Here is a 21,803-nt window from a genome sequence, read left to right as displayed (position 1 = left end):
CCACAGGACCGACCGCACTCGGGGCCCCGCTGGCCTCGTCCCATGACCGCCGCGCGCAGCACGTCCCGTCCGAGCACCCTGGTGGCCGAGGTGTTCGCGCCCGCCCCGCTGGTGCTGTCCCTGCTGGTGCTCGTCGGCTGGTCGGGGGCCGGGTGGTCCGGGGCCCTGATCGGCGGGCTCGTCGCGCTGGGCTGGGCGTCGGTCGCGCGCACGGTGCTCTGACCGGCGCCCGGGCCGGTTCAGCCCAGGACCGGCGCCCCGGTCGGTGCAGCCCAGGCCGCTTCAGCCCAGGACCGAGAAACCCGGGGGCAGCGGTCGCCGGCCCGTGAGCGCCAGCAGGGCCCCGGGCAGGTGCCCGCCGTGGGCGGCGAGCTCCAGCGCCGTCCGTCCGGCGTCGGCCAGGACGTGCTCGGGGGGTCTCCGGTCCAGCCCGCAGGCCTGGGCGACGTCCAGGCCGTGGACCGCCAGCTCGAACGTGCGGGTGGGCACGTAGGCGCGCAGCCGGGTGCCGCCCACCAGGGTGCGGATCAGCGGGTCCTCGTCGACCGGCACCTGCACCAGGGCGTCCCGGGCCCGGTCCAGCGAGGCCCGGACGGTGGCGGCCGGGTGCCGGCCGAGCTCGCGGCCGGCGGCGACACCCCGGGCCGCGACCTCCGCGGGGTCCGTGGCCGCGGCGGAGAGCGCGTAGTACTGGGCCGTGCCGGTGCAGGTCTCGTCGTCGGCGGGGACGGTGAGATAGGTGCCGAGCGTGACGAGCGCGCGGTGGGTGTGCCCCACGAGCGCCCGGACGTCCCAGGCGCCCAGTCCCGGCCGGGTCCAGTGGTGCGGGCGGATGTCCCCGACGAGATCGGCGAACCAGGCCCCGGCGTCGAGGAGGGCGGTGCGGGCGGCGGCGGGATCACGGCTCATGGGCTCCCCTGGGTGCTCGGCGCGGGGCGGGTCCGGTCGGCGGGACCCGGCCCCGGAGGTGCCCGAAGCCTACTGCGCGGCGACGGCGGGCGGGCCGATGTTGCGCCTGGTTGCGCCCGCACATCCGGCGGCCGGACGCCGGCGGCGCCCGGGGTCCGGGACACGGGCCGGGGCGGGGCGCCCGGACGGGGCCGGGACGTCGTACGCTCAGAGGACCCCGCACGGGCGGGCCGGGTGCGCCGGCGCCGCCGTGCGGACCGTGCCGGCCGGACCGGCGCCACCGCAGCCCTCGACCGCCCCGTCCCGTCCTCGTCCCGGAAGGCCCCGCATGCCGCCCCGCCCCTCCTCACGGACCATGGCCGCCGCCTCGATCGGCGCCCTGACGATTGCCCTGACCGGCTGCGGGCAGGAGGCCCAGGACGTGCGGGAGGTGGACTCGGACTACGCCCAGATCTGCGTCGAGGACCCGGACGGGGAGGGCGGCGCCGAGCCCGTGCGGGTCGACGACGACGAGTGCGACGACGACCGCGGGCCGCGGGTGGGCGGCTTCTTCCCGATGTGGGTGCTCATGAGCTCCGCCCGGGCCACGGCCGTCCCCGCCGTGGGCTCACCGGTGTCGTCCGCGGCGGGCTGGAGCACCGGCCGTCCGCCGGGCTCGGCCACCGTGGCCCGCGGTCTGCCCCGTGACGGGGCCGCCGTGGGCAAGAGCGGCGTCTCGCGCGGCTTCGGCGGGTCGAAGAGCGGCTGGGGCTCCTGATGCGGCGCATCGACGGCCTGGCGCCGCGCCCCGGCTGGGAGCGCACCGTCCGCGCCGAGGGGCTCACCTACGCCCGCACCGAGCGGCCCGACGGCCGGTCCTTCTCGTACTGGAACGAGACGGCCGCCTACGTCTTCTCCCCCGACGAGGTGGACGAGCTGGAGTCCGTCACCGACGAGCTGCACCGGATGTGCGCTGAGGCCGCCCGGTACCTGGCCACCGGCGCCCTGGGCACCCTCGGGCTCTCGGACGCGGCCTTCGAGCTGGCCCAGCACTCCCTCCGGCTGCGGGAGCCCTCGGTCTACGGCCGCTTCGACCTGGCCTGGGACGGGACGGGCCCGCCGAAGATGCTCGAGCTCAACGGCGACACCCCCACCGGCCTGGTCGAGGGGGCGATCTGCCAGTGGAGCCGTATGGAGGCCCTGTTCCCGGGCCTGGGCGAGGACCACCCGGAGTTCGACCAGCTCAACGGGCTGTGGCCCATGCTCGTGGACCGGTGGCGGCAGCGGCTGCCGTACTCGGCCACGAAGACCCTGCACGTGGCCTACACCCGCGAGGAGGAGTCCGGGGAGGACGCGGCCAACGCCGCCGTCATCGCGAACACCGCGGTCGAGGCCGGCTACCGGGCCGTCCTGCTGCCCGTCGAGGACGTCCGCTACGACACCCGGTCCGGCGGCTGGGTGCACGCGACCGGGGACGTGGACGACCCCGTGGTGGTCGGCCCGATCGAGGAGATCTTCGCCCTGCACCCGTGGGAGCACATGGTCGACGACGGCCCCGGCGCGTTCGTGCTCGACGACCCCACCCGGATGCACCACTGGTACGAGCCGGCGTGGAAGATGTTCCAGTCCAACAAGCTCCTGCTCGTGGCGCTGTGGCGGTGCTTCCCCGGGCACGAGAACCTGCTGGCCGCCCACCCGGACGGGCCCGGCGAGCTGCGGGAGTGGGTGCGCAAGCCCGTGTTCGGCCGCGAGGGGGACGGCATCGAGATGCACGCCCGCGACGTGCGGATCCGCTCCGAGCACCCCCACCCGTCCACGCTGGACGTGTGGCAGGCCTACACGCCCATCCGGAACTTCCCGGGCTCCGACGGCGCCCCCAACCACCCGGTCATCGGCTCGTGGGTGGTGGGCGAGGCGGGCGCGGCGGGCATCGGCATCCGAGAGTCGGACGGCCCGCTGACCGACTACTACTGCCGGTTCGTGCCCAACGTCATCGACAAGAAGGGTCTGCTGTGACCGCCCACCTGCTCCCCCGGTCGATCTCCACCGCGACCTCCGCGGTCATCGGGTCCACCTCGATCGCCCCGCTGTACTCGGCCGTGGTCACGGTGGGCCTCATCCACGCCCTGGTCGGTGCCTGGACCCCCGTGGTGCTGGTCGGCGCCGTGCTCCCCATGGTGGTCGTCTCGGTCTGCTTCGCCCGCCTGGACGCACTCTACGAGGACCAGGGCACCGTCTACCGGTGGGCCCGGGAGGCCTACGGCGCGTTCGCCGGGTTCCTGGGCGGGTGGGGGCTGTGGCTCTCGGCGACCCTCGTGCTCGCCTCCCTCGCCTGGGTCACGGCCGACTCCGCCCTGTTCGCCCTCGGGATCGGCGCCGGGCCCTGGACCACCACCGCCGTGGCCGCCCTGCTCATGGCGGCCTTCGCGGCGGTGTCCGCCACGGGGATCAGGGTCTCGGCCGCCGTGCAGTGGGTCCTGGCCGTCCTGCAGCTGATCGGAGTGGGCGTGCTGGTGTGGGCGGTGCGCACCGCGCCGGCCCTGCCGCCCGGCACGGGCGCCGAGGACGGGGAGTGGACCGGCTTCTACGGCGCCGCGGAGCTCGCGACCGGCACCGGGGTCTCGGCCGGGGACGTGGCGGCCGCCCTGCTGCTGGCCCTGTTCCTGTACTGGGGGTGGGACTCCACGTTCTCGCTGACCGAGGAGTCCACCACGCAGCGGGCCCCGCGGGTCTCGGCGTGGGTCGCGCTGGGCGTGGTGGCGGCCGCCTACGCCGCCATCGGCTGGGCCTACGCCCCGGGGTCCTCGGTGGCCTCTCCGGTGCTGGCCGCGCTCGTGGCGGTCTCGGCGGGGGCGTCCATCGGCACCACGATGATCCCCACCTCCCGCGGCCTGATGTCCATGGCCCGCGGCGGGCACCTGCCGCGCCGCTTCCGGTCCCTGTCCTTCGCCACGTGGACCACCGCCGCCGTCGCCGCCGTCTGGATGGCGTTCTCCGGGCCGCTCTTCGACGACTCGATCGGCATCATCTCGGTGCTCGTGGCCCTCTACTACGGCCTGGCCTGCGCCGCGGTCGCGAAGCTCGGGCGGACCGCCGCGGCGCGGGCGCTCGGCGTGCTGGGCGCCGCGCTCATGGCCGTCGCCCTCGTGCTGACGGGTGCGGAGTACGCGCTGACCGCCTCGTGGGTGTGGGTGGGCCTGGTGCTCGCGCTGCTCGTGGTCCCGCTGTGGTTCCTCCTGGGCCGGGGCCGCGAGCCGCTGCCGGGCGCCCACGAGCGCACCCCGCACCTGGAGAGCCTGCTCGACTGAACCTGCTGGACCGAGCCGGCCCGGCGGCGCGGGCGCGCGCGAGGGCCGGGCCCTGTCGTCGTCGTGCACGACCGGACCCGGCCCTCGCGGGGTGCCGCCGTCGGGTCAGGCGTCGACCGGCTTCTTCTCCCGGGGCCCGGACTGCGCCGAGGTGTCGGACGGGGTCTTGGCCTCGGGCTTGACGTCCACCCCGGCCTCCTTGCGCTGCTGCGGGGTGATCGGCGCCGGGGCGGCGGTCAGCGGGTCGAAGCCGTTGCCGGTCTTCGGGAACGCGATGACCTCGCGAATGGAGTCGGTCCCCGCCAGCAGGGCGACCACACGGTCCCAGCCGAAGGCGATGCCGCCGTGCGGGGGCGCGCCGTACTTGAAGCCCTCGAGCAGGAACCCGAACTTCTCGTCGGCCTCATCCCGGCCGATGCCCATGACCTCGAAGACCCGCCGCTGCACGTCCTGCTGGTGGATGCGGATCGAGCCGCCGCCGATCTCGTTGCCGTTGCACACGATGTCGTAGGCGTAGGCCAGGGCGTGCTCGGGGTCCTGGTCGAAGGTGTCCAGGAACTCGGGCTTGGGCGAGGTGAACGCGTGGTGCACCGCGGTCCACTGGCCGGCGCCGACGGCGACGTCGCCGGACTCGACGGCCTCGGCCGCGGACTCGAACAGGGGCGCGTCCACGATCCACACGAACGCCCAGGCGTCCTCGTCGATCAGCCCGGTGCGGTGGCCGATCTCCACGCGGGCCGCGCCGAGCAGCGCGCGGGAGGACTTCTTCTCGCCGGCGGCGAAGAAGATGCAGTCCCCGGGCTGCGCGCCGGTCGCGGCGGCGAGGCCCTCGCGCTCGGCCTCGGTGATGTTCTTGGCCACCGGTCCCGTGAGGGTGCCGTCCTCGCCGACGAGCACGTAGGCCAGGCCCTTGGCCCCGCGCTGCTTGGCCCACTCCTGCCAGGCGTCCAGGGTGCGGCGCGGCTGGGACGCCCCACCGGGCATGACCACGGCGCCCACGTAGGGGGCCTTGAACACGCGGAAGGTGGTGTCCTGGAAGTACTCGGTCAGCTCGGTGAGCTCGAGGCCGAAGCGCACGTCAGGCTTGTCGGAGCCGTACTTCGCCATCGCCTCCGCGTAGGTCATCCGGCGGATGGGGGTGGGGATCTCCACGTCGATGAGCCTCCACAGCGCGGCCACGATCCGCTCGCCGAGGGCGATGACGTCGTCCTGCTCCACGAAGGAGGCCTCGATGTCGAGCTGGGTGAACTCGGGCTGTCGGTCGGCGCGGAAGTCCTCGTCCCGGTAGCAGCGGGCGATCTGGTAGTACTTCTCGATCCCGCCGACCTGCAGCAGTTGCTTGAACAGCTGCGGGGACTGCGGCAGGGCGTACCAGGAGCCCGGGGCCAGGCGGGCCGGGACCACGAAGTCGCGGGCGCCCTCGGGGGTGGAGCGGGTCAGAGTGGGCGTCTCCACCTCGGTGAACCCGTCCTGGTGGAGCATCTCGCGGGCCACCCGGTTGGCGTCGGAGCGCAGGCGCATGATGCGGGCCGGCTCCGGGCGGCGCAGGTCCAGGTAGCGGTGCCGCAGGCGGGCGTCCTCGCCGACCTCCACGTGCTCGTCGATCTGGAAGGGCAGCGCGGCGGCGGTGTTGAGCACGGTCACGGTCTCGGCCATGACCTCGACCTCGCCGGTGGCCAGCGCCGGGTTCTCGTTGCCCTCGGGGCGGCGCTCCACGGTGCCGGTGACCTGCAGGACGAACTCGTTGCGCAGGTGGTGGAAGTCCGCCTCGTCGCGCACCACGATCTGGGCGACCCCGGAGGCGTCGCGCAGGTCCAGGAAGGCCACCCCTCCGTGGTCGCGGCGCCGGCCGACCCAGCCGGCCAGCGTGACGGTCTCTCCGATGTGCTCGGCGCGCAGGGCGCCGAGGTTGTGGGTGCGCAGCACTGAAAAACCCTTCGTTGTTCGGGAGGTGCGGACGGGGCCGCGCCCGCGGCGCGTTTCCCCAGGATTCACCGGGGACCCCTACTCTCGTTCCGTGCACGAGTTTACAGCCCGGGCCTCCGGCACCAGGACGACGACAGGACGACCATGAGCAGCTTCCCCGGCCACCCGGCCCTCGCCCGCCGCCTGGGCACGCTCGACGCGACGGTGATCGGGGTGGGCTCGATGGTCGGCGCCGGGGTGTTCGTGGCCTTCGCCCCGGCCGCGGGGTTCGCCGGCCCGTGGCTTCCGCTGGCGCTGCTGCTGGCCGCGGTGGTCGCCTGGTGCAACGCCACCTCCACCGCCCAGCTGGCCGCCGTCCACCCCGCCTCCGGCGGCACCTACGTGTACGCGAACCGGCAGCTGGGCCGGTGGCCGGGCTTCGTGGCCGGCTGGGGCTTCGTGACCGGCAAGACCGCGTCCGCGGCGGCGATGGCGCTGACCTTCGGCCTCTACGCCGCGGAGCTCACGGGGGCCGACGACGCCGGGGCGCGGCTGCTCGCCGTGGCCGCCGTCCTCGGTCTCACGGCGGTGAACCTGGGCGGGGTCACCCGCACCGCCCGGCTGACGAGGCTGCTGGTCGCCCCGGTGCTGGTGGTCCTGCTGGCCGTGGTCGTGCTGCTGTTCTCGGGCACCGGCCCCGCCGCGGGAGGGGCTGCTCCCGGCGGGGCCCCTGCGGGGGACGGCCCCGGGTGGGACGGGACCGGCTGGGGCGTGCTGCCGGCGGCGGGCACCCTGTTCTTCGCCTTCGCCGGCTACGCCCGGGTCGCCACCATGGGCGAGGAGGTCCGGGACCCGGCCCGCACCATCCCCCGGGCCGTGCTGGGGGCGCTGGCGTTCACGCTGCTCCTCTACGGGTTGCTCGGCCTCGGGCTGCTGCGCTTCCTCGGCGTCGACCGGCTCGCGGCGTCGGCCGTCCCGCTCCTGACGGTGGTGCGCGAGGCCGGCTGGGCGGCCGGGCCGGCGACCGCGGGCGCCGTCGTCGTCACCGCGGCCGCCGCCCTGGCCACGCTGGGGGCGCTGCTGGCGCTGGTCGCCGGGATCTCGCGCACGGCCCTGGCCATGGCCCGCGAGCGGGACCTCCCGGGGCCGCTGGGCGCGGTGTCGCAGCGGCACCGGGTGCCGTGGGCGGCTGAGCTGGCCGTGGCCGGGCTCGTGGTGGTGCTCGTGCTGGTCGGCGACGTCCGCACGGTCATCGGCTTCTCGAGCTTCGGCGTGCTCGTCTACTACGCGCTGGCGAACCTCTCCGCGCTCACCCTCCGGCAGCGCCCGGGGTGGGCGCCCCGGGCGGTCAACGCGCTCGGTCTGGCCGGCTGCCTGGTGCTGGCGTTCACGCTGCCGTGGCAGTCCGTGGTCACGATGCTCGGGGTCTTCGCCGTGGGCCTGGCCGGACGCGCCCTGGTCCTGTCCCGGCGGCCCTGACCTCCCCCGCGCCGCGCCCTCACCCTCCCGTCACCCATGGCGCCGAGCCCCCATTCCCTTGCCGTTTCCCCAGATATTCTCTGGGGAAACGCGGCAGGAGTGGGGGCTCGGTGGTACGGGGCGGGGTGGGGCGGCGAAGTCGGTCGGGAACCGGTCAGGAGCCCGCAGCGCGCACGACCGGGCGCAGGTCCTCGGCCGGCGGGGACCAGGAGGCCGGGTCGGCGGAGACCTGCTCGCCGGAGCGGATGTCCTTGACCTCGTGGGCGAGCGAGCCGTCCTCGCCGCGGACCGTGAACCACACGTAGGGGATGCCGCGGCGCTCGGCGTACTTGATCTGCTTGCCGAACTTGGCGGCGCTCGCCGAGACCTCGCACGCGATGCCGCGCTCGCGCAGCTGCTGGGCCACGTCCTGGGCCGGGGACCAGGACTCCTCGTCCACCAGGGAGATCAGCACCGCGGTGGGGACCTTGCGGGAGGGCACGGCCATCCCCTGCGACAGCATGCGGGTGACCAGCCGGGTGACGCCCACGGACAGGCCCACGCCGGGGTAGACCTTCTTGCCGGTGGACGCGAGGGACTCGTAGCGGCCGCCCGAGCACACGGAGCCCAGCTGCTCGTGGCCCACCAGCACGGTCTCGTAGACGGTGCCGGTGTAGTAGTCGAGGCCGCGGGCGATCGAGAGGTCGGCGACCACCGTGCCGGGGGCGCGCCGGGAGGCCTCCCCCACCACCTCGGCGAGCTCGCCCAGCCCCTCCTCGAGCAGCTGGGTGTTCACCCCCAGCGCGCGGACCTGCTCCACGAAGGAGGTGTCCTCGGTGCGGATCGCCGCCAGCTGCAGCGCGGCCTGCGCCTGCTCGGGGGTGGCGCCGACCTCGTCGCACAGGGCTTGGGCGACCCGCTCGGGGCCGATCTTGTCGAGCTTGTCGATGTTGCGCAGCACCCCGGCGGTGTCCTGCAGCCCGATGCCCTGGTAGAACCCCTCGGCGAGCTTGCGGTTGTTGACGCGCAGCACGAACGGCGGGATGGGCAGCCTGGACAGGGCGTCGATCATCACGAGCGCGAGCTCCACGTCGTAGCGGAACGGCAGCGCGCCGTCGCCCACCACGTCGATGTCCGCCTGGGTGAACTCGCGGGCCCGGCCCTCCTGGGGGCGCTCGCCGCGCCACACCTTCTGGATCTGGTAGCGGCGGAACGGGAAGGCGAGGTGTCCGCCGTTCTCCACCACGTACCGGGCGAAGGGCACGGTGAGGTCGAAGTGCAGCGCCAGCTGGTCGTCACCGCGCTCGGCGGGGGCGGCGTCCTCGTCCTCCTGCAGCCGGGAGACGACGTAGACCTCCTTGTCGATCTCGCCCTTGCGCAGCAGCTGGCCGACCGTCTCGACGGCGCGGGTCTCGATCGAGGAGAAGCCGTGCAGCTCGAAGCTCTCCCGCAGGACGTCGAGGACGTGCAGCTCGACCAGACGCTCCTCCGGAAGCCATTCGGGGAAACCGGACAGGGAGGTCTTGCGGGCCATGGGGACGTGCTCCTCGGGTGGATCGGCGGCGGGACGGATGGACGGCCGGCCCGGATGGGCCCGACGGTTCCGCACTCATCCTAGGGATCCCCGCGCGCCCGGCCCAAAGCCCCGCCCGGACCGGCCCCGGACCCGGGCCTGGACCCGTCCCCGCGCCCTGCCCCCGTCCCGAGCCCGCCGGGCGCGGCGTGGGGGCACCGGGGAGCGCCCGGCGGCCGGAGCAGGCGGCCTCGGTAGTATGGGGAGGACGATTGTCCGAAGCCGGGCGACGACGCGGGGCACGCTCCCGGGGTCGCCGCCGGCGAGAGCGAAAGAGTTCCAGCGGTGACAGAACGTCTCGAATCCGACGACCAGCCCACGCCCCGCCCCGTCCCCGCCCCGGGACCTGTGCCGAAGCCGGGGGTCCCCCGGCCGGGTACCCCCGCGGCGCCGGCGCAGGCCTCCCCCGGCCCGGCTCCCACGCCCGCGGCGGTCCCGCCGTCCGCGCCCCCGGCGGCGACCCCGTCGGTGACCCCGAGCGCGACCCCGTCGGCGACGGCGCCGGCCCTCGCCTCCCCGGAGTCCGTGGCCCGCGCCCGGGCCTTCGGGCGGGTCACGGAGGACGGGCACGTCTACGTGGTCGTCGACGGCGAGGAGGTCCTCTGCGGCCAGTTCCCGGACGCGACCGAGGACGAGGCGCTGGGCTACTTCGCCCGGAAGTTCGACGACGTCGAGGCGCAGGTGGCGCTGCTCGAGCAGCGCGTGGCCGCGGGCGCGCCCTCGGCCGACATGCAGAGCACCGTGGACCACCTCTCCGAGCAGGTCGGCCAGCGCAAGATGCTCGGGGACGTCAAGGCCCTCGAGTCCCGGCTGGAGGCCCTGCGCCCGGCGATCCGGGAGCTCGAGGCCGCCGAGCGGGCCGCCCACGAGGCGCAGCGCGCCCAGAACGTCGCGGCACGGGAGGCGATCGTGGCGGAGGCGGAGCAGATCGCCGCCCAGGACCCGCAGCGCACGCAGTGGAAGCAGTCCTCGGCCCGGATGGCGGAGCTCTTCGACCAGTGGAAGACCCACCAGAAGTCCGGCATCCGTCTGGGCCGGGCCGCGGAGGACGCCCTGTGGAAGCGGTTCCGCGCGGCGCGCACCACGTTCGACCGGCACCGCCGTGCGTTCTTCTCGCAGCTGGACGCCGACAACTCCGAGGCGAAGAAGGCCAAGGAGGCCCTCATCGCCGAGGCGGAGGCCCTGTCCGGCTCCACCGACTGGGGCGCCACGGCCGCGGAGTACCGGCGTCTGATGGACCGGTGGAAGGAGTCCAAGCGCGCCTCCAAGAAGGACGACGACGCCCTGTGGGCGCGGTTCCGCGCCGCCCAGGACACCTTCTTCGCGGCGCGCAAGGCAGACAACGACCGGATCGACGAGGAGTTCGAGGGCAACCTCGCCGTGAAGGAGCAGCTGCTCGCCGAGGCGAAGGCGCTGCTGCCGGTCACGGACCTCAAGGCCGCCAAGCGGGCCCTGGGCGACATCCTGGACCGGTGGGAGCAGGCGGGGAAGGTCCCGCGCGCCCACATGCGCCGGGTCGAGGCCGAGCTGCGCACCGTGGAGGACGCCGTGCGCCAGGTCGAGGACGAGAAGTGGCAGCGCTCCAACCCGGAGACGAAGGCACGGTCCAATTCGATGCTCACCCAGCTCGAGTCGAAGATCGAGGACCAGGAGGACGCGCTGGCCCGGGCGCAGGCCACCGGGGACACCAAGCGCGCGGCCAAGCTGGAGGGCGAGCTCGCCACCAGCCGCCAGTGGCTCGAGACGCTGCGCCGTTCGGCGGCCGACCTGCGCTGACCGGGGACGCCCCGGAGGGCCCCGCGGCCGCGCTGTCCACAGCGCGCCGCGGGGCCTTTCCCGTGCCGCGGCCGTGGACGAGAGTGGGCCCATGGACGCCCCGCCCTGGCACCCCGACACCCTGTTCCTGCCCGCACGGCCGTTCTCGCGCGCCGAGCTCTCGGCCCTCGTCACGGACGGGGTGCTCGTGCCCGTGGTGCTGGAGGCGCACGTGCTGCGCGGGCGCCCGGTGACCCGGGCGGTGAAGGTCGCGGCGCTCGAGGCGCAGCTGCCGCTGCACCTGCTGCGGCGCGGGGTGCTCGGGCGGCTCTCCGCCGCGTGGTTCTACGACTGCGCCGGGCGCCCCAGCATCCTGCCGGTCCTGCTGGACAAGCTGCGCCGCACCACGATGTCCCCCGTGCCGGAGGGCCTGGCGCTGCACCAGGTCACGCTGGGCGGCTACGACGTCCACGACGCCGGGCCGGTGCACGTCACCACGCCGCTGCGCACCGCGGTGGATCTGGCCCTGCACGTGCCGGGGAAAGAGGGGACCGCGGCCCTGGAGAAGCTCATGCACGCCCCGCACCTGCACTGCCCGCCCCCGCTGGTGCAGGCCGCGCTCGAGAGCTTCGAGCGGATGCCCGGCCGGCAGGCGGCGCTGCTGCGGGTCCGCCGCGCCGCCCGGGCCGTCGGCCGCCCCCTGCGCTGACAGGGGCGTCCGCGCGGCTCACCGACCGGGCGGCTCACCGGCCGGAGGGCTCCGAGATGGGGCGGTTGCCCGAGGTGCGGTAGACGTCGTAGACCCCGTCGATCCGGCGGACCTGGTTGAGCACGTGGTCCAGGTAGCGGGGGTCGCCCATCTCGAAGGCGAAGCGGGAGATCGCCAGCCGCGACTTCGAGGTGTGCACGGACGCGGAGAGGATGTTGACGTGGTTCTCGGAGAGCACCCGGGTCACGTCCGAGAGCAGGGATTTGCGGTCCAGGGCCTCCACCTGGATCTCGACCAGGAACACGCTGGACTGGGTGGGCGCCCACTCGACCTCGACCACCCGCTCGGTGGAGGTGAGGGCGAGCATGTTGGCGCAGTCCTTGCGGTGCACGGAGATCCCGGCGCCGCGGGTGACGAAGCCCATGATCTCGTCCGGCGGCACCGGGGTGCAGCAGCGGGCCAGCTTGACGTAGACGTCCGAGGCGCCCTGGACCGTCACCCCCGAGTCGGACACGCGCGGGCGCACCGGCTGGGTGGCGATGGTGGTCTCCGCGAAGTCCTCCTCGGCGCCGTCGGCCCCGCCGAGGTCGCCCACGATCTTCGCGACCACGTCCTGGGCGCTGACCACGTCGGAGCCGATCGCCTCGTAGAGGGAGCTGATGTCGGTGCGGTGGAAGTCCTGTGCCACCGCGAGCAGGGACTCCTGGGTGAGCGTGCGCTGCAGGGGCAGGTGGTGCTTGCGCAGGGCTCGGGTGAGCGCGTCCTTGCCCTTCTCGATGGCCTCCTCGCGGCGCTCCTTGGAGAACCACTGGCGGATCTTGTTGCGCGCCCGCGGGGACTGCACGAACTTCAGCCAGTCCTGGGACGGTCCGGCGTGCTCGGACTTGGAGGTGAGCACCTCCACCCAGTCCCCGTGCTGGAGCTCCGAGGACAGCGGCACGAGCTTGCCGTTCACCCGGGCCCCGATGGTCTTGTGCCCCACCTCGGTGTGCACGGCGTAGGCGAAGTCCACGGGCGTGGAGCCGGCGGGCAGGGCCATGACCTCGCCCTTGGGGGTAAAGACGTACACCTCGGACGTGTTGATCTGGTAGCGCAGGGAGTCGAGGAACTCGGAGGAGTCCTGGGTCTCCTCCTGCCAGGACACGAGCGAGCTCAGCCAGGCGAGGTCCCCCTCCATGGCCTTCGGGGTCGCGGAGTTCGCCTGGTTGGCCTGGTCCTTGTACTTCCAGTGCGCGGCCACGCCGTACTCGGCGCGGCGGTGCATCTCGTGGGTGCGGATCTGGATCTCCACGGGGCGCCCGTCCGGACCGATCACCGTGGTGTGCAGGGACTGGTACATGTTGAACTTCGGCATGGCGATGTAGTCCTTGAACCGCCCCGGCAGCGGCCGCCACCGCGCGTGCAGGGCGCCCAGCGCCGCGTAGCACTCGCGCACCGTGTTCACCAGGACCCGGACTGCCTGCAGGTCCTGGATCTCGTCGAAGTCCTTCCCGCGCACGATCATCTTCTGGTAGATCGAGTAGTAGTGCTTGGGGCGGCCGGTGATGGTGGCCTCGATGCCGGCCTCGGAGAGGTCCAGGGCGATCCGCTCGCGGATCTTGGCCAGCGACCGCTCGCGCTGGGGCTGGCGCTCCCCCACCATCCGCACGATCTCCTCGTAGACCTTGGGGTAGAGCGCCGCGAAGGCGAGGTCCTCCAGCTCCCACTTGATGGTGTTCATCCCGAGCCGGTGGGCCAGCGGGGCGAAGATCTCGAGGGTCTCGCGGGCCTTCTTCGAGGAGGAGGACTGGGAGACGAAGCGCCAGGTGCGGGCGTTGTGCAGGCGGTCGGCGAGCTTGATGACGAGCACGCGGATGTCCTTGGCCATCGCCACGATCATCTTGCGCACGGTCTCGGCCTGCGCGGCGTCCCCGTACTGGACCTTGTCCAGCTTCGTCACGCCGTCCACGAGGGCGGCGACCTCGTCGCCGAACTCGGCGCGCAGCTGCTCCAGGGTGTAGTCCGTGTCCTCGACCGTGTCGTGGAGCAGGGCGGCCACCAGGGTGGCGCCCGTCATGCCGAGCTCCGCGAGGATCGTGGTCACGGCCACGGGGTGGGTGATGTAGGGGTCGCCGCTCTTGCGCTTCTGGCCCTCGTGGCACTTCTCGGCGACCTTGAAGGCGCGCTGGAGGACCTCGAGGTCCTCCTCTGGGTGGGTGGCGCGCACGGTGTGCAGCAGCGGCTCCAGGATCGGCGAGTGGTCCATGGGCCGGCCGGAGAGGTAGGACAGGCTCGACCGGGTGCGGTCGCTGCGGCCCGGGAACACGGCCCGGCCCAGCATCGGCCGGGACGCGGGCACCACGTAGTGGGTGCCGGCCATGTCCGAGCGGCGCGGCGGGGTCGGTGCGGCGCTCTGGCCCGTGGGGACGGCCCCGTCGTCGGACGAGCTCATGACCGAGACTTCCTTCCCAATCGATGCACGCGGGGCGGCGGCCGTGCGGCCGCCGCCCCTGTCGTCGTCCCCGGTGCGGGTCCGACGTGTGCTGCTGTGGCGGTCCGCTCCTGCACGGCCCGCCCTACGGTGGCTACAGTCTAGTGCGCGAGCGCCTCCTCGGAGGCACGCTCGGCGGACGCCCCCGCACGGGCCTCCTGCTCCTGGATGGCGGGCTCCCCGCGGCGCAGCAGCGCGTAGAGGGGCGCGGCCACGAACAGGGTGGCGGCGGTGCCCACGATGATCCCGACGAACAGGGACAGGGACAGGTCCTTGAGGGTGCCCGCGCCCAGGACGAGCCAGCCGATGAACAGGATCGAGCCCACCGGCAGGATTCCGACCACGGAGGTGTTGATCGAGCGCACGAGCGTCTGGTTGACGGCGAGGTTCACCTGGTCGGAGTACATCCGTCCGGCCCGCTCCGGCGGGGCCGTGCCGTCGAGCAGGCCCTCGGTGTTCTCCCGGACCTTGTCGAAGACCACCACGGAGTCGTAGAGCGAGTAGCTGAGCACCGTGAGGAAGCCGATCACCGCCGAGGGGGTGACCTCGAAGCCCACGAGCGAGTAGATCCCGGCGGTGATCGCCACCGAGGCGAGCATGCCGGCGACCGCCGAGACGGACATCTTCCAGGTGCGGAAGTACAGGGCCATCAGGGCGGTGGCCAGGACCACGAAGACCACCAGGCCCTGCAGGGCCTGGCTGGTGACGCCGGCGCCCCAGGTGGGCCCCACGAAGTTCGAGGTGACCTCCTGCTCGCTCACGCCGTAGGCCTCGACCAGGGCGTCCTTGACGGCGAGCGTCTGGTCGTCGTCGAGCTGCTCGGTGCGCACCCGGACGGTCTCCGGGGCGATGTTGGTGACCTCGACCTCCGCGGCGTCCGAGGAGCCGTCGACGGCGCGCTGGCCGGTCTCGATGTCCGGATCGGCCACGGCGGACACGGTGAACTCGGACCCGCCGGTGAAGTCGATGCCGAGGTTGAAGCCGCCCTTGGCGACGGGCACGAGCAGGGAGAGCAGCACGAGGACGCTCACGATCGCGAGCCACCGCTTGGCCCGGCCCACGAAGGGGTAGGAGGTCCGCCCGCTGTGCAGGGCGTTGCCGAAATCTGCGAACCGGGACATCAGGCGTTCTCCTCGGGGGTGCGGGCGGCGGACGACGGCGCGCCGACCGGCGCGCCGACCGGCGCGCCGTCCGGTGCCGCCGCGGACGGGGGGTCCTGCGGCGCGGTCCGTCCCGCGCGCCGGCGCCGCTCGGCGATGGTCAGCCCGTCGTGCTCCGCCGAGGGCTCGCGCAGCCGTCCGGCGCCCCGGTACAGGGGAACCGCGTCGAGGGCCTCGGGGCTGAGCCCCGAGTGCTTCCCGCCGCCGCCGAAGTAGCGGGTGCGGGCGAGCATGACCATCACCGGGTGCGTGAAGAGGAAGACGACGAGGAGGTCGGCGATCGCGGTCAGCCCGAGGGTGAAGGCGAAGCCGCGCACGTTGCCCACGGCCACGAAGTACAGCACCGCCGCGGCCAGCAGGTTCACGGCCTTGGACGCGAGCACGGTCTGGCGGGCGCGCTGCCAGCCGTGGTCGACCGCAGCGGGGATGGAGCGGCCGCTGCGGATCTCGTCGCGGATGCGCTCGAAGTAGACGATGAACGAGTCGGCGGTCTGGCCGATCGCCACGATCAGGCCCGCCACGCCGGCCAGGGACAGCCGGTAGTTCGCGGACCAGCCCAGCAGCGTGATCGCCAGCCAGGTGAGCACGCCCGCGACCACGAGCGAGCTGATCGTCACCAGCCCCAGCAACCGGTACTGGAAGAGCGAGTACACGCACACGAGCACCAGGCCGATGATCCCGGCGATGATGCCCATCCGCAGCTGGTCGGCGCCCAGGGTCGCGGAGATCTGCTGCTCGGACTGGATGTCGAAGCTCATGGGCAGCGCGCCGTACTTGAGCTGCTCGGCCAGGAACTGCGCCTGCTCCTCGGTGAACTGACCCGTGATCTGTGCCTGGCCGTCGGAGATCACGGCGTTCATCGACGGGGCGGAGACCACCTGGCCGTCGAGCAGGATCGCGAACTGGCTGCGGGGGTCGCCGGGGGTGGCGCTGCCGATGCCGTAAAGCCGCTCGGAGAGCTCCCGGAAGGTGTCCGTGGCCTCGGGGCCGAACTGCAGGTTCACGGCGAACTGGTTCAGGGAGACCCCGGTGGAGTTCTGCGCCGTCCCGTAGGACGCGTCCTCGATCCCGGTGCCCTGGATCTCGACCGGGCCCAGGAGGTACTTGGTGCCGGTCTCGGGCTCGCAGGCGATGGTCGGGGCGTCGGCGTCCTGGGCCTCCCGCTCCTCGGGGGACTGCGGCACGGTGCAGTCAGCCTCCTCGAACTCCCGGAACAGGTCCGGGGTGATCCAGTTCGGGTCGGAGGCGTCGGTGGGCTCGGCCGTGGGCTCGGGCACCTCGTCGTCGGCGACGCGCTGGTCCTCGGGCACCGGCTCCGCCGCGGCGGTGGTGAGCACGGGGCGGAAGTTCATCTGCGCCGAGGTCTGGATGAGCTCGCGGGTCTGGGCGGAGGGCACGCCGGGCATGGAGACCACGATGTTGTTGCCGGACTGGGTGGCGATCTCCGCCTCCGCCACGCCCGAGCCGTCGACGCGCTGACGGATGATCTCGACGGCCTGGTCCAGCTGCTCGGCGGTGATCTCCTGGCCGGCGTCCTCCCCCTGCAGGGACGGGGAGAGGATCATCTGCGTCCCGCCCTCCAGGTCCAGGGCGAGCTTGGGGCCCCAGCCGGTGCGGTCGGTGCCCGCACCCCAGGCCAGGAGCCCGGCCAGCAGGGCGAGCAGCACGGCCAGCCCGATCAGGGACCGCCGGGCGGTCGAGAGGGCGGCCCGCACCCCCGAGCGCGCCGGCGCGGTCGAGCCGCCCCGCCCGGACGGGCCGTCCGGGGCGGCGGGTCCCGGGTCACCGGGGGTCTTGCGTGTGGTCAGTGCCATGGTCTTCCTTACGAACGACGGCCCGGTGGGGCCGGGCCTGTGCATGGGAACGGGCCGACCAGTGGTCGGCCCGTCGTCCCGTGTGGGGGGTCAGTCGTTGCGCTGCCCGGGCTCGCGCCGGGCGTCGTCGTCGAGGGGTTCGACCGGGGTCGATCCCGCGCCGGGGGCGTCGGGCTCGACCACCGACGGCGCCGCCTCGGTCTCGGCGGCGGGGGCCGCCTCGTCCTCGACGACCGTGGTGACGGTCTGCAGGTGCACGGTCACGGCGGTGCCCGGGGCGATCTCGAGAACGACCTTGTTGGTGTCCCGGTCGATCGAGCGCACGGTGCCGTAGAGGCCGTAGTTCGTCATGACCTCGGTGCCGGGGCCCATGGCCGCCTGCTTCTCCTTGACCTGGGCCACGGCCTTCTTCTGTCGGCGCATGGGCAGCCAGAGCAGGAGCACCATGGCCACGAGCATCAGGGGCAGCAACCAGGCGGTGCTGCCTCCCGTGGGCTGGGCAGCCTGGGCGGGGAGGGACTGGACGAGGAGGAGCGGGCTCACGGACTTCCGTTCGATCGGTGGTGGGTGTCCTCACCATGGTAGGTGATCCGGCCCGTCAGCGTCCTGGACGGCACCCGGGAGGCAGCCCCCGGGTCTGCGGCCGTGCTCAGTCCTCGAACAGCGGCGGGACGTCCTCGGCGGCCGGGGCCGCGGCCGTCCCGCCGAAGGCGGCCCGCAGCCCGGGGTCCTTGAACGCCGCGTGCTCGGGCGGGCGCAGACCCAGGTGGTCCCAGGCGGCGGCCATCGCGATCCGGCCCCGGGGGGTCCGGCCCAGCAGGCCCTCGCGGACCAGGTAGGGCTCGGCCACGGTCTCGACCGTCTCCGTCTCCTCCCCCACGGCGATCGCCAGGGTGGACAGGCCCACCGGCCCGCCGCCGAACTTCGTCACGAGCGCCTCGAGCACCGAGCGGTCCAGCCGGTCGAGGCCGCGGGTGTCCACCTCGTACATGTCGAGGGCCGCGGAGGAGGTGCGGGCGTCGATCCGGTGGATGCCGTGCACCAGCGCCCAGTCCCGCACCCGGCGCAGCAGCCGGTTGGCGATGCGCGGGGTGCCCCGGGAGCGGGAGGCGACCTCAAAGAAGCCCTCCGCGGTCATCGCGAGGTCCATGAGACCGGCGGAGCGGCGCAGCACGAGCTCGAGCTCCTCCACGGAGTAGAACTCGAGGTGGCCGGTGAAGCCGAAGCGGTCACGCAGCGGGCCGGGCAGCAGGCCGGCCCGCGTGGTGGCCCCGACGAGGGTGAACGGCGGCAGGTCGAGCGGGATGGAGGTGGCGCCGGCGCCCTTGCCGACCACGATGTCCACCCGGAAGTCCTCCATGGCCATGTAGAGCATCTCCTCGGCGGGCCGGGACATGCGGTGGATCTCGTCGAGGAACAGCACCTCCCCCTCGGTCAGGGAGGACAGGATCGCGGCGAGGTCGCCGGCGTGCTGGATGGCCGGGCCGGAGGAGATCCGCAGGGGCGCGCCCATCTCCTCGGCGATGATCATGGCCAGGGTCGTCTTGCCCAGACCGGGAGGACCGGAGAGCAGGACGTGGTCGGCGGAGCGGCCCCGCAGCCGCGAGGCCTCGAGCACCAGGGACAGCTGCTGGCGCACCCGCTTCTGCCCCACGAACTCGTCGAGGTTCGCGGGCCGCAGCGCCGACTCGAGCTGCTTCTCGTCGGGCTCGTCCTCCCCCGAGACCAGCCGGTCCCGGGAGTTCACGGCGGCGCCGTCGTCGCGGGCCACGCTCAGGCCCCTCGCTCCGCCGGGACCCGGGGCCCGGCCTTGGCCGCGCCGAGCCACCCGAGCACGGTGCGCAGGATCGCGGGCACGTCACCGGAGGCGGCGAGCTCCTCCCGGCCGGAGAGGGCGTCTGCGATGCCCCGGGCGGCGTCCTTCTCGTTCCAGCCCAGGCCCACGAGGGCCTCGAGCACCTGCTCCCGCCACGGCTCCATCGGGGTGGCGGCGACCGGCTGGGCGGGGCGGTCCGGGACGATGAGCTTGTCGGCCAGCTCCAGCACGATCCGGCGGGCGCCCTTGGGGCCGATGCCGGGGACGGTGGTGAACGCCTTGGCGTCCCCCTGCGCGATGGCGCGGTGGACGGCGTCCGGGCCGAGCACGGAGAGCACCGCCAGCGCCGTGCGGGGGCCCACGCCGCTGACGCCGAGCATGATCTCGAAGACCTCGCGCTCGGCGGGGCTGCGGAAGCCGAAGAGCAGCGGGGACTCGTCCTTGCGGGCCACGTACGCCGTGTCGAGCCGGACCTCCCCGCCGATCCGTAGGCCGGACAGGGTCTCCGGCGTCGCCTGGACCTGGACGCCGAACCCGCCCACCGCCACGACGGCGGTGGTGAGGCCGACGTGCTCGACCTGTCCCGTGATGGACGCGATCACCGCGCAACTCCTTCCCGTGCCCGGCGGGGGCCGTGCACGGTCGATCGAACAGATCTACGAATGACGACCACTCTAGCAGTGGGCGCCGGCTCAGCGGCGCCCGCCCCGCTTGGCGCGGTGCTCCGCCTCGGCCCAGGCCCGCTGGGCGGGGGTCATGCCGGAGCGGGCGGCGGCCAGGGGGCGGGCGCCCTGGTGCGTCTCGGTCCGGGCGGTGGCGTCCACGCCCGTGCCGCCGCCGCGCCAGCCGTGGCAGATGGCGATGGCCAGGGCGTCGGCCGCGTCGGCGGGCCGGGGCGCCTCGTCGAGCCGGAGGATGCGCACCACCATACGGGCCACGGACGCCTTGTCGGCCCGCCCCTCCCCCGTCACCGCGGCCTTGACCTCGGACGGGGTGTGCCAGGCCACCGGCACGCCGTGGCGGGCGGCCGAGGCGATCACGGCGCCGGAGGCGTGGGCCGTGCCGATGACGGTGTTCACGTTGGTCTGGGCGAACACCCGCTCCAGGGCGAGGGCGTCGGGCCGGTAGCGCTCGATCCACCGCTCGGTGGCCTCCCAGATCCGCAGCACGCGCACGTCGAGCGGGTCGGCGGCGTCCGTGCCGGCCACCCCGACGTCCACGAAGGACGCGGTGCGGTTGCCGGCCATGTCGATCAGGCCGAACCCGCACCGCGTCAGTCCGGGGTCCACCCCGAGGATCCGCTGCGTGGCCGTGGTCAGTCCTCGGAGTCGAGCTGCGCCAGGATCTCGGCGGGGATGTCCGCGTTGGCGTAGACGTTCTGCACGTCGTCGAGCTCCTCGACGGCGTCGACCAGGCGCAGGAACTTCCGGGCGCCCTCGGCGTCGAGCTCCACGAGCATGCTCGGGCGGAACTGCGGGTCGTCGTTGTTGTACTCGAGCCCGGCCTCGTCGAGGGCCGCGCGGATCGCGGGCAGGTCGGTGGCCTCGGAGACGACCTCGAAGACGTCCTCCTGCTCCACGACCTCGTCGGCGCCGGCGTCCAGGACGGCCATGAGGACGTCGTCCTCGGTCAGCCCCTCGGTGCGGGTGACCTCCACGACGCCCTTGCGCTCGAAGAGGAACGCCACGGACCCCGAGTCGGCCATGGTGCCGCCGTTGCGGGTCACGGCCACGCGCACCTCGGAGGCGGCGCGGTTCTTGTTGTCGGTGAGGCACTCGATGTACAGCGCCGTGCCCTGCGGCCCACGGGCTTCGTAGAGGATCTCGGTGTAGTCGACGACCTCACCGGTCAGGCCGGCGCCGCGCTTGACGGCGCGGTCGATGTTCGCGACCGGCACCGAGTTCTTCTTGGCCTTGGACACGGCGAGGTCAAGCGCCGGGTTGCCCGCGGTGTCGGGCCCGCCCATGCGCGCGGCCACCTCGATGCCCTTGATGTACTTGGCGAAGGCCTTCGCCCGCTTGGCGTCGATCGCGGCCTTCTTGTGCTTGGTCGTGGCCCACTTGGAGTGTCCTGACATGCGTCCCTCCTCGGGAAGTCGTTCGCGGTCGGCCGGGACGCGTCGTGCGTCGTCCCGGCACGGCCCGTCCCGGCGGTGGCCGGGACGGGCCGGAGAAGTCCTGGTCCATTCTACCGGGTGCGCGCCGCCCCGGCCGGGGCCCTAGCGGGGCCGGGCCTGCGCGACCTCCCGGGCCCGCTCGGCCAGGGTGTCGTCCAACGGTGCGGCGTCGAAGACGCCGAGCCGGCGCTCCACCGCGGCGCGGATGAGGTGGTCGGCCACGGCGGGGTTCTTGGGCAGCATCGACCCGTGCAGGTAGGAGCCCACCACGTGGTGCACGCGGGCGCCCTCGGTGCCGTCCTCGCCGTTGTTGCCCGCGCCCTTCACCACCCGTCCCAGCGGCGTCTGGTCCGGACCGAGCCGGGTCACCCCGGAGTGGTTCTCGTAACCGACGACGGTCCCGAACTCCGGGGACTCCAGCACGATGTTGCCGATCAGGCGCGTGGGCCCGCCCACCGTGGTCAGGTCGAGGATGCCGATGCCAGGCAGGGTCTCGCCGGCGCCGGTGCGGAACTCGTGGCCGAAGAGCTGGTAGAGGCCGCAGATCGCGAGCATCGGCACGCCGTCGGCGGCCATGGCCCGCAGCTCGGGGGCGATCCGCTGCAGGTCCTCCTGGACCCGGAACTGCCCCGAGTCCTGGCCGCCGCCGCCCACCAGCAGGTCGGCGTCGGGCGGGAACGGGTCCCCGGGGTTGTGGTCGCTCAGCCGCACGGCGTAGCCGTACTTCTCCAGCCGGCGCTTGAGGGTGAGGGTGTTGCCCCAGTCCCCGTAGATGTTCATGTCCCGGGGGTAGAGCTGGACGAGGTGGACGGTGCGGTCGGTCACGGGGGC

General features: G+C 73.7%; 19 protein-coding genes. 7 read left to right on the top strand and 12 right to left on the bottom strand.

Going from position 1 to position 21,803, the window contains the following annotated elements; translation table 11 throughout:
• Nucleotides 1-42: 42 nt before the first annotated feature.
• A complete protein-coding gene (locus RF647_RS06105) occupies nucleotides 43-222 on the top strand; it encodes a hypothetical protein (RefSeq protein WP_368810955.1) in 180 nt (59 codons plus the stop codon).
• A 60-nt stretch (nucleotides 223-282) separates the two neighbouring features.
• On the opposite strand, the gene RF647_RS06100 is transcribed toward RF647_RS06105, so the two are convergent.
• Complete coding sequence (locus tag RF647_RS06100; RefSeq protein WP_368810954.1) at nucleotides 283-909, bottom strand: maleylpyruvate isomerase N-terminal domain-containing protein; 627 nt, start codon at nucleotides 907-909, stop codon at nucleotides 283-285.
• Between the two features lie 328 nt (nucleotides 910-1,237).
• Between RF647_RS06100 and RF647_RS06095 the strand changes: the two genes are divergently transcribed.
• Genes RF647_RS06095 through RF647_RS06085 form a run of 3 tightly spaced genes read left to right on the top strand, consistent with a single transcriptional unit; the run spans nucleotide 1,238 to nucleotide 4,196 of the window.
• On the top strand, nucleotides 1,238-1,666 hold the full coding sequence (locus RF647_RS06095; RefSeq protein ID WP_368810953.1) for a hypothetical protein: 429 nt from the start codon (nucleotides 1,238-1,240) through the stop codon (nucleotides 1,664-1,666).
• Nucleotides 1,666-2,904, top strand: a complete 1,239-nt coding sequence (locus RF647_RS06090; RefSeq protein WP_368810952.1) for a glutathionylspermidine synthase family protein — start codon at nucleotides 1,666-1,668, stop codon at nucleotides 2,902-2,904. Before RF647_RS06095 ends, RF647_RS06090 begins: the two co-directional genes overlap by 1 nt.
• Complete coding sequence (locus RF647_RS06085; RefSeq protein ID WP_368810951.1) at nucleotides 2,901-4,196, top strand: amino acid permease; 1,296 nt, start codon at nucleotides 2,901-2,903, stop codon at nucleotides 4,194-4,196. Before RF647_RS06090 ends, RF647_RS06085 begins: the two co-directional genes overlap by 4 nt.
• Nucleotides 4,197-4,301: 105 nt before the next feature.
• Here RF647_RS06085 and aspS read toward each other — a convergent pair whose 3' ends face one another.
• Entirely contained in the window at nucleotides 4,302-6,122 is a 1,821-nt protein-coding gene (gene aspS / locus RF647_RS06080; RefSeq protein WP_368810950.1) for an aspartate--tRNA ligase, read from the bottom strand.
• 144 nt (nucleotides 6,123-6,266) lie between these two features.
• On the opposite strand from aspS, the gene RF647_RS06075 reads away from it, so the two are divergent.
• Nucleotides 6,267-7,580: an APC family permease gene (locus RF647_RS06075; RefSeq protein ID WP_368810949.1), complete on the top strand. Its 1,314-nt coding sequence runs from the start codon at nucleotides 6,267-6,269 to the stop codon at nucleotides 7,578-7,580.
• 154 nt (nucleotides 7,581-7,734) lie between these two features.
• Here the strand turns inward: RF647_RS06075 and hisS are convergent, their stop codons facing one another.
• Nucleotides 7,735-9,093, bottom strand: a complete 1,359-nt coding sequence (hisS, locus tag RF647_RS06070) for a histidine--tRNA ligase (RefSeq protein WP_368810948.1) — start codon at nucleotides 9,091-9,093, stop codon at nucleotides 7,735-7,737.
• Nucleotides 9,094-9,480: 387 nt separating this feature from the next.
• Between hisS and RF647_RS06065 the strand changes: the two genes are divergently transcribed.
• Together RF647_RS06065 and RF647_RS06060 are read left to right on the top strand one after the other, a co-directional pair.
• Entirely contained in the window at nucleotides 9,481-10,908 is a 1,428-nt protein-coding gene (locus RF647_RS06065; protein WP_368811126.1) for a DUF349 domain-containing protein, read from the top strand.
• A gap of 91 nt (nucleotides 10,909-10,999) precedes the next feature.
• Nucleotides 11,000-11,596, top strand: a complete 597-nt coding sequence (locus RF647_RS06060) for a type IV toxin-antitoxin system AbiEi family antitoxin (protein ID WP_368810947.1) — start codon at nucleotides 11,000-11,002, stop codon at nucleotides 11,594-11,596.
• Between the two features lie 34 nt (nucleotides 11,597-11,630).
• Here the strand turns inward: RF647_RS06060 and RF647_RS06055 are convergent, their stop codons facing one another.
• The 9 genes from RF647_RS06055 to RF647_RS06015 all read right to left on the bottom strand — a co-directional run bounded on the left by RF647_RS06055 (nucleotide 11,631) and on the right by RF647_RS06015 (nucleotide 21,797).
• Complete coding sequence (locus RF647_RS06055; protein WP_251355872.1) at nucleotides 11,631-13,916, bottom strand: bifunctional (p)ppGpp synthetase/guanosine-3',5'-bis(diphosphate) 3'-pyrophosphohydrolase; 2,286 nt, start codon at nucleotides 13,914-13,916, stop codon at nucleotides 11,631-11,633.
• A 251-nt stretch (nucleotides 13,917-14,167) separates the two neighbouring features.
• Nucleotides 14,168-15,187, bottom strand: a complete 1,020-nt coding sequence (gene secF / locus RF647_RS06050) for a protein translocase subunit SecF (protein ID WP_368810946.1) — start codon at nucleotides 15,185-15,187, stop codon at nucleotides 14,168-14,170.
• Nucleotides 15,187-17,040, bottom strand: coding sequence for a protein translocase subunit SecD (gene secD / locus RF647_RS06045; RefSeq protein WP_368810944.1), 1,854 nt, complete (start codon nucleotides 17,038-17,040; stop codon nucleotides 15,187-15,189). The genes secF and secD overlap by 1 nt, the downstream gene beginning before the upstream one ends.
• A 90-nt stretch (nucleotides 17,041-17,130) precedes the next feature.
• Nucleotides 17,131-17,583, bottom strand: a complete 453-nt coding sequence (gene yajC, locus RF647_RS06040; protein ID WP_095650942.1) for a preprotein translocase subunit YajC — start codon at nucleotides 17,581-17,583, stop codon at nucleotides 17,131-17,133.
• A gap of 106 nt (nucleotides 17,584-17,689) precedes the next feature.
• A complete protein-coding gene (gene ruvB / locus RF647_RS06035; RefSeq protein WP_368810943.1) occupies nucleotides 17,690-18,811 on the bottom strand; it encodes a Holliday junction branch migration DNA helicase RuvB in 1,122 nt (373 codons plus the stop codon).
• A 2-nt stretch (nucleotides 18,812-18,813) separates the two neighbouring features.
• Entirely contained in the window at nucleotides 18,814-19,458 is a 645-nt protein-coding gene (gene ruvA / locus RF647_RS06030) for a Holliday junction branch migration protein RuvA (protein WP_368810942.1), read from the bottom strand.
• 90 nt (nucleotides 19,459-19,548) lie between these two features.
• The gene (ruvC, locus tag RF647_RS06025) at nucleotides 19,549-20,145 is read right to left on the bottom strand and encodes a crossover junction endodeoxyribonuclease RuvC (protein ID WP_232035300.1); all 597 of its coding nucleotides are present in this window, start codon (nucleotides 20,143-20,145) and stop codon (nucleotides 19,549-19,551) included.
• A 26-nt stretch (nucleotides 20,146-20,171) separates the two neighbouring features.
• A complete protein-coding gene (locus RF647_RS06020) occupies nucleotides 20,172-20,933 on the bottom strand; it encodes a YebC/PmpR family DNA-binding transcriptional regulator (RefSeq protein WP_368810941.1) in 762 nt (253 codons plus the stop codon).
• A 141-nt stretch (nucleotides 20,934-21,074) separates the two neighbouring features.
• Nucleotides 21,075-21,797 carry a type 1 glutamine amidotransferase gene (locus tag RF647_RS06015; protein ID WP_172604363.1) on the bottom strand — a complete coding sequence of 241 codons (723 nt, stop codon included), beginning with the start codon at nucleotides 21,795-21,797 and terminating at the stop codon, nucleotides 21,075-21,077.
• Between the last annotated feature and the right edge of the window lie 6 nt (nucleotides 21,798-21,803).

The sequence above is a fragment of the Kocuria sp. CPCC 205263 genome, assembly GCF_040981075.1.
Classification (GTDB): domain Bacteria; phylum Actinomycetota; class Actinomycetes; order Actinomycetales; family Micrococcaceae; genus Kocuria; species Kocuria rosea.
This window is presented reverse-complemented; position numbering and strand designations above follow the sequence as displayed.